This window comes from Salipiger sp. HF18 (assembly GCF_011806505.1).
In the GTDB taxonomy this organism is placed as follows: Bacteria; Pseudomonadota; Alphaproteobacteria; order Rhodobacterales; family Rhodobacteraceae; genus Salipiger; species Salipiger thiooxidans.
The window spans coordinates 1-6,672 of record NZ_JAATOS010000215.1 but is presented as its reverse complement, the minus strand read 5'-3'; the positions used below and the strand labels follow the sequence as shown (position 1 = coordinate 6,672).

At 67.9% G+C, this 6,672-nt stretch carries 7 protein-coding genes and 1 pseudogene; 4 read left to right on the top strand and 4 right to left on the bottom strand.

The window, feature by feature from the left end:
- Nucleotides 1-187, top strand: a pseudogene (locus HC022_RS16280) (DsbE family thiol:disulfide interchange protein); the annotation flags it as partial.
- A 764-nt stretch (nt 188-951) separates the two neighbouring features.
- Here HC022_RS16280 and HC022_RS16275 read toward each other — a convergent pair.
- Both HC022_RS16275 and pgk read right to left on the bottom strand, forming a co-directional pair.
- Nucleotides 952-1,251 (bottom strand): septum formation initiator family protein, encoded by a 300-nt coding sequence (locus HC022_RS16275; RefSeq protein ID WP_008884956.1) that lies wholly within the window; start codon nt 1,249-1,251, stop codon nt 952-954.
- A gap of 194 nt (nt 1,252-1,445) precedes the next feature.
- Complete coding sequence (gene pgk / locus HC022_RS16270; RefSeq protein WP_167453128.1) at nt 1,446-2,624, bottom strand: phosphoglycerate kinase; 1,179 nt, start codon at nt 2,622-2,624, stop codon at nt 1,446-1,448.
- Between the two features lie 134 nt (nt 2,625-2,758).
- Here pgk and HC022_RS16265 point away from each other — a divergent pair, with 134 nt between their 5' ends.
- Both HC022_RS16265 and HC022_RS16260 read left to right on the top strand, forming a co-directional pair.
- Nucleotides 2,759-3,265, top strand: coding sequence for a peptidylprolyl isomerase (locus tag HC022_RS16265; RefSeq protein ID WP_008884874.1), 507 nt, complete (start codon nt 2,759-2,761; stop codon nt 3,263-3,265).
- Nucleotides 3,258-3,809: a peptidylprolyl isomerase gene (locus HC022_RS16260; protein WP_089961002.1), complete on the top strand. Its 552-nt coding sequence runs from the start codon at nt 3,258-3,260 to the stop codon at nt 3,807-3,809. The genes HC022_RS16265 and HC022_RS16260 overlap by 8 nt, the downstream gene beginning before the upstream one ends.
- Nucleotides 3,810-3,977: 168 nt before the next feature.
- Here HC022_RS16260 and HC022_RS16255 read toward each other — a convergent pair whose 3' ends face one another.
- Nucleotides 3,978-4,508 carry a GNAT family N-acetyltransferase gene (locus HC022_RS16255; RefSeq protein ID WP_254885127.1) on the bottom strand — a complete coding sequence of 177 codons (531 nt, stop codon included), beginning with the start codon at nt 4,506-4,508 and terminating at the stop codon, nt 3,978-3,980.
- 292 nt (nt 4,509-4,800) lie between these two features.
- On the opposite strand from HC022_RS16255, the gene HC022_RS16250 reads away from it, so the two are divergent.
- Complete coding sequence (locus tag HC022_RS16250; protein WP_008884949.1) at nt 4,801-4,971, top strand: hypothetical protein; 171 nt, start codon at nt 4,801-4,803, stop codon at nt 4,969-4,971.
- Nucleotides 4,972-5,331: 360 nt separating this feature from the next.
- On the opposite strand, the gene tyrS is transcribed toward HC022_RS16250, so the two are convergent.
- A complete protein-coding gene (gene tyrS, locus HC022_RS16245; RefSeq protein ID WP_167453127.1) occupies nt 5,332-6,609 on the bottom strand; it encodes a tyrosine--tRNA ligase in 1,278 nt (425 codons plus the stop codon).
- Nucleotides 6,610-6,672: the final 63 nt, after the last annotated feature.

Below are 6,672 nucleotides of genomic sequence, written 5' to 3'. Positions count from 1 at the left end.
GCCCTTCATCGGCGTGCCCTTCGATCCGCAGGGCCGCGCCGCCATCGACTGGGGCGTGACCGGCCCGCCCGAGACCTTCATCGTGGCAGGCGACGGCACGGTGCTGCACAAGCACGTGGGGCCGCTCGCAGGGACGCTCTACACCGACGTGTTCCTGCCGGCGCTGCACGAGGCGCTGGGGCGCTGAAGTCCCGGGCGGACAAGGCTACGGTCAAAGGAAAAGGGCGCGTGGGGAACGCGCCCTTCTTGTTTCCGGACTGGCGTCTTGAAATCCGTGCCGGTCCTTGCCGTGGGCCCGTGACGCGGCGGGGCACCGCGGCCGCGGGCGAAGGGGACGACCCCGTGCGCCCGCGCGGAACGGGCTCAGAGATCGCAGGTGTCGCTGGACTGCTGCGTGCAGACAGGGGCCGGCGGAGTGCTGGTCTGGCTTTGGGCTGCAAACGCGCCTGATATCGCCAGCACGGCCAAGGCCGCCGCCTGTATGATCGTAATGAGTTTCATTCAACTGCCTCGCAATGGTTCATCGAGGAACCGTCTTGTTTTTGTTCGGACCGACTCGCAGTCCGGCAGAAAATCTAGTCCCACCTGCGTTCTTTTCAATCCGGTACGACGCGGGCGGCGCCGGGCGCGGCCGAGTTTGGGCGATAGCGCGCCGAAAGCGGCGCGCAAATCGGCACGGATTGTCAGAATTCGTGAACAGACGGCACCGTGAGGCGCAAAATCGCCTCTGTCAGGGCCTGTAAGCGGGCAGGGCGTGCGGACTCCGCTCGCGGCGAGGGGGCGGAAGAGCGATCTGGTCAAGGGTCCGTGCGCGCAGGAGAGGCGCTCTCTGGCGATGCGCCAGAGGACAGGGCTGAGAGAGGTCCGCGCATTGGCGCAGGCCTCGTTCCGGTCGCTGTCTTTGAAAGTCTGGTTCCGCGCGGCAGCCTGATGCCCGTGTCGGTCTTCGCCTCAGCGGACGACGATCTCGTCGGCGCGCATCAGGCCGAGCACGTCGCGGGCCTGCTGATCGAGAAGGTCGAGGTCTAGGTAATCGTCCGACAGCCGCAGCGTCAGGTTCTCCATCCGCGCGACGTCCTTCTCGAGCTGGACGAGCTCTTCGGCGAGATGCTCGCCCTCGATCTCGATTTCCGCCCGGCGGAACAGCCCGAAATCGCCCTGCACCGCGGCAAAGACGAAGTAGGCCGAAAGGCTCAGGGTGATGGCCGCGTAGATCACGATGCCGAATGGGGGATTGCGCCGTGCGCTCATGAAGGTGCGCTCTTGCCTTGCCTCGAACCCGCATCTCTGGCGGATGCGTGAGGGCGACTATGCCACAGGTGATTCGCCTTGGGAATCCCCTGCATCGCGCGCCGTGCAAAAAATTTCGTGAGGGGCCAAGGGGCTGGCCGGCGACGGCACCGGCGAAAGGCAGGCCGGGACCCGTGGCCCCGGCCCGCGATCCGTCAGCCGAGCGCCGCGACGCCGGGCAGGACCTTGCCTTCCATCCACTCGAGGAACGCGCCGCCGGCGGTCGAGATGTAGGTGAAGTCCTCGGAGGCGCCGGCCTTGTTCAGCGCTGCAACCGTGTCGCCGCCGCCGGCGACCGAGACCAGCTTGCCGTTGGCGGTGGCCTTGGCGGCATGGGCCGCGGCGGCGTTGGTGGCCTTGTCGAAGGGCGCGATCTCGAAGGCACCGAGCGGGCCGTTCCAGATCAGCGTCTCGGCTCGGTCGATGGCCTGCTCGACATGAGCCACGCTCTCGGGGCCGGCGTCGAGGATCATGGCGTCGGCCGGGCAGGATTCGGCCGGCACGACCTCGGAGGGGGCGTTCTCGCGGAACTCGCGGGCGACGACCACGTCACGCGGCAGCAGGATCTCGCAGCCGGTGGTGGCGGCCTTCTCGGCGATCTCCTTGGCGGTGCCGGTCATCTCGTGCTCGCAGAGCGACTTGCCGACATCGACGCCCTGGGCGGCGAGGAAGGTGTTGGCCATGCCGCCGCCGATCACGAGAATGTCGACCTTCTCGACGAGGTTGCCGAGCAGCTCGAGCTTGGTCGACACCTTGGCGCCGCCGACCACGGCCAGGACCGGGCGCTTGGGCTGGCCGAGGGCCGCGTCCAGCGCCTCGAGCTCGGCCTGCATCAGCCGGCCGGCACAGGAGGGTAGCAGGTGCGCCAGCCCCTCGGTCGAGGCATGGGCGCGGTGCGCGGCCGAGAAGGCGTCGTTGCAGTAGACGTCACCAAGTGCGGCGTAGGTCTTGGCCAGCGCGGGGTCGTTCTTTTCCTCGCCGGGCTCGAAACGGGTGTTCTCGAGCAGCACCACCTGACCGGGGTCGCAGGCGTCGATCACCGCCTCGGCCTCGTCCAGCGTGGTGAAATGCACCTTGGTGCCGAAGGCGGCCTCGAGCGCGGGCACCAGCATCTTCAGCGACATCTCGGGCACGACCTTGCCCTTGGGCCGGCCGAAGTGGGCGAGAAGGACCGGCTTGCCGCCGCGCGACAGGATGTCCTGCACGGTGGGGCCGACGCGCTCGATGCGGGTGGCATCCGTCACCTCGCCGTTTTCGACGGGCACGTTGATGTCGACACGGGTGAGCACGCGCTTACCGTTGAGGTCCATGTCGTCGAGGGTCTTCCAGGCCATTCTGTCCTCCTGTCTCTTCCTGCGCCAAGGTCTGCCCCGAAGGACCGGCCGCGTCAATGCGCGCTGCGCTTGGCAAAGTGGCGGGGGGGGATTAAGTCAGGGGCAACGTATTTCGAATGCATCAGGAGTGTAAGATGGCTGAAATCAAGGATCCGGAGAATACCATCATCATGGAGCTCAAGGACGGGACCGTCGTCATCGAGCTGCTGCCGGACGTCGCACCCAAGCACGTGGAGCGCATGAAGGAGCTGGCGCGCGCCGGCTCTTATGACAACGTCGCCTTCCATCGCGTCATCGACGGCTTCATGGCGCAGACCGGCGACGTGCAGCACGGCAACATGGAAGAGGGCTTCAACCTCGGCCGCGCCGGCACCGGCGGCTCGGACCTGCCCGACCTTCCGGCGGAATTCTCCAAGCTGCCGCATGACCGCGGCACGCTGGGCGCTGCCCGCTCGATGAACCCGAACTCGGCGAACTCGCAGTTCTTCATCAACTTCAAGGACAACCATTTCCTCAACGGCCAGTACACCGTCTACGGCCGGGTGATCGAGGGCATGGCCCACGTGGACGCGATCGTGCGCGGCGAGCCGCCCGCGAGCCCGGACCGCATGGTCAGCGTGAAGGTGGCCGCGGATGCGTAACCTTGTCGCAGCCGCGCTGTGCGTCCTGGCGGCGCCGCTGTCCGCGGCTGGTCTCGACGTCACGGTGAAGGGCGAGGGGGCCAACGGCACCTTCCACATCGAGCTGTTCGACGACGTGGCCCCGGGGCACGTGAAGCAGATCACCGCGCTGGCGGAGCAGGGCGCCTATGACGGCATTGTGTTCCACCGGGTGATCGACGGCTTCATGGCCCAGACCGGGGACGTCGAGTTCGGCAAGATCGGCTCTGACATGCGCATGGCGGGCATGGGCGGGTCGGACCTGCCGGACCTCAAGGCGGAGTTCTCGGACAAGAGCTTCGACCGCGGCGTCGTCGGCATGGCGCGCTCGCAGAACCCGAACTCGGCCAATTCGCAGTTCTTCATCATGTTCTCGCCCGCACCGCATCTGGACGGCCAGTACACGGTGGTGGGCGAGGTGACGCGCGGCATGGACGTGGTCGACGCCATCAAGCGCGGCACCGGCCGCAATGGCGCGGTGATCGGGCTGCCCGACCAGATGGTGTCGGTCAAGGTCACCGACTGAGGCCGTCCCCTGCCGGTGCGCGCCCTGCCGGGCGCGCGCTGGTTCGAGCCTCCCGCCGCCTTCGGCGCGGGACGCCGTTTGAGGAGGGCGTTGCCCTCCTCTTGCCCCGGCGGTGCCGGGGCAATTCACCTCCCCACCGGGAAATCTGGCAGGACCGGGCGCGCAGGTTCAGGCAGCGAGCGCCTTGGGCAGGTGGCGTGCGAAGGGGGCGAGCGTGCCCATGTGCAGCCATGTGCCGCCGAGCCGGTGCGGCGCGGCCCCGGTGCCCAGCTTGAAGCGGGTGAGGCCGGGCGCGTCGTCGGAATTCAGGATGCCGAGGTCGAGCCGGTCGTGGTGCTGGCGGGCGAGCCAGCGCATCGCCTCCCACAAGAGTGCGTTCATGGCGTTCAGCCGGCGGCCCTCGGGCAGGGTGACGCCCATCTGCCAGGTCGCGACGCGGCCGTGGCGAAGGACCGCGATGGCGGCCACCGGATCGCCGCCGTGGCGGGCTTCCCAGATCACTGCCTTGCCCGGGTTGCAGCGCGCGTAGGCCGCGACGAGCCCCGCGGGCAGGGCGCGGTAGCGGCGCTGACGGGCCTGCCGGGCCTCGGCATCGAGCAGCCAGTGGTCGCAGCCCAGCGTGTGGCGGGTGATCCGAAGCGGCGCCTCGGAGCTGCGGTTGAGGCGGGTTGGCCCCCTCCGCTGCCTGGGCGGGCGCATGGCCCCCCCCTCCCCCAGCCGCGGGGATGCCCCCCGCGGCGGGGGCCCCAGCCGGTGCGGGTCACCGGGCCGCGGGACAGCAGGTCGACATGGCCAATGAGGGGCAGGCGGCGGGACTGGATCTGCCAGCGCATCTCGGGCGCGCGGGAGGGGCCGGTGAAGCCGCAGCGCACCGGCACCCCAAGGGCGGAGAGGGTCGCCGCGAACTCGGGCGATTGCGGCAGGGGGAGCGGGAGCGATTCCATGATCCAGATTAAGGATTGCGAAAGTGAATCCGTGGTTAACTCTGCCCATGGCACAGATTCATCCCACACGTCGTCAAGACGCCCTGCGCCGAGAGGCGCCCCGTTCCATCGCCGCAGTCGCTCCGCGGCCGAAACCCACCGCCGCGGCGGCGCTCCTGCTCGCCACGGCGCTGTCGCTGCCCTTCGCCGGTCTCGCGCTGCTGCAACTTCTGTTCTGAGCGATCGGCTGGGCCGGAGGGCTTTCGGAGCACGTCTGTTGGCGTTGCCCCTGCGGGTCGGTGAACCCGTCGCAATGGATCGGTCAGCGCCGGCGGATCGGCGTGGTGCAACGTTCGGGGCTGAGCGTGGTCTGTTGCGGCGCATCGGTTGTGTAGTGCCGGCCTCGCTGCGCCGGATCGGTCGGAGCGTGCCGCGCACGATCCGCGACGCCGCCGTGATCGCCGGTGGTCCCCGGACGCACCCGCGATCCCCAACACGACCGCTGCCAATGCGCCGCACCAGGCATGTCGTCGGAGGCGCAAGCAACCCCTCCGCCGTCCGAAGCGCCCCGGAATCCCGGGGAGCCCGTTTTCAGACCATCAGGCCAGCTTCACCAGCGCGTGGCGCTTCTTGCCCGCCGAGAGCTTGACGTAGTCCGTCAGGTCATCCGCCTTGATGAACGGGAAAGCGGCTTTGACCGGGACATCGTTCACCAGGGCGCCGTTCTCGGAAATCAGCCGCTTTGCATCCTTCCCGGATTTCGCCAGCTTCGCACCGACGAAGATACTCGCCGCGGCGCAATACATGCCGGGCTCCTGCGCCTCGACCACCTCCGCCGGAAGCAGGGGGATGTCGCTGAGATCGAACCGGGGCAGGTCGTCACCGATGCCGCCCTTCTCGAAGACCTCGCGGGCGGTGGCCTCGGCTGCCGCCGCCGCATCGGCGCCGTGGCAGAGCGTCGTCACCTCGTTGGCGAGGATGATCTTTGCCGCGTTGATCTCGGATCCGCCAAGCGCCCCCAGCCGTTCGCATTCCTCGAGCGGCAGCTCGGTGTAGAGCTTCAGGAACCGGCCCACGTCGGCGTCGGTGGTGTTGCGCCAGAACTGCCAGAAGTCGTAGGGGCTCAGCATGTCGGCGTTGAGCCACATGGCGCCGCCCTGGCTCTTGCCCATCTTGCGGCCGTCCGAGGTGGTCAGCAGCGGCGATGTGAGGCCGTAGATCTCGTGCACCCGACGCGTGAGGTCGATGCCGTTGATGATGTTGCCCCACTGGTCCGAGCCGCCCATCTGCAGCAGGCAGCCGTATCGGCGGTTCAGCTCGAGGAAGTCGTAGGCCTGCAAGATCATGTAGTTGAACTCGAGGAACGACAGCGACTGCTCTCGGTCGAGGCGCGACTTCACGCTCTCGAAGGACAGCATCCGGTTCACCGAGAAATGCCGGCCGATGTCGCGCAGGAACTCGAGGTAGTTGAGCCCGTCGAGCCATTCCGCGTTGTTGAGCATCAGCGCCGGTGCCTCGGCCCGGTCGTAGTCGAGGTACTTGGCGAAGACCTGCTGCATGCCCCGGATGTTGGCGTCGATCTGCTCGGGTCCAAGCAGCGGGCGCTCGTCCGAGCGGAATGAGGGGTCGCCCACCTTGGTGGTGCCGCCGCCCATGAGCGTGATCGGCTGGTGGCCGGTCTTCTGCAGCCAGCGCAGCATCATGATGTTCAGCAGGTGGCCCACATGCAGGGACTTCGCCGTCGCGTCATAGCCGATATAGGCGGTGACCACGCCCTTGCTCAGCGCCTCGTCGAGGCCCTGGTAATCGGTGCAGTCGGCAAGATAGCCGCGCTCGATCATGACGCGCATGAAGTCCGATTTGGGATGGTAGGTCATCGCTCTTGCCTCTTATAGTCCGCAGGTTCCTATAAGCGCGGGGCGAGCAGAGGTGAAGGACAA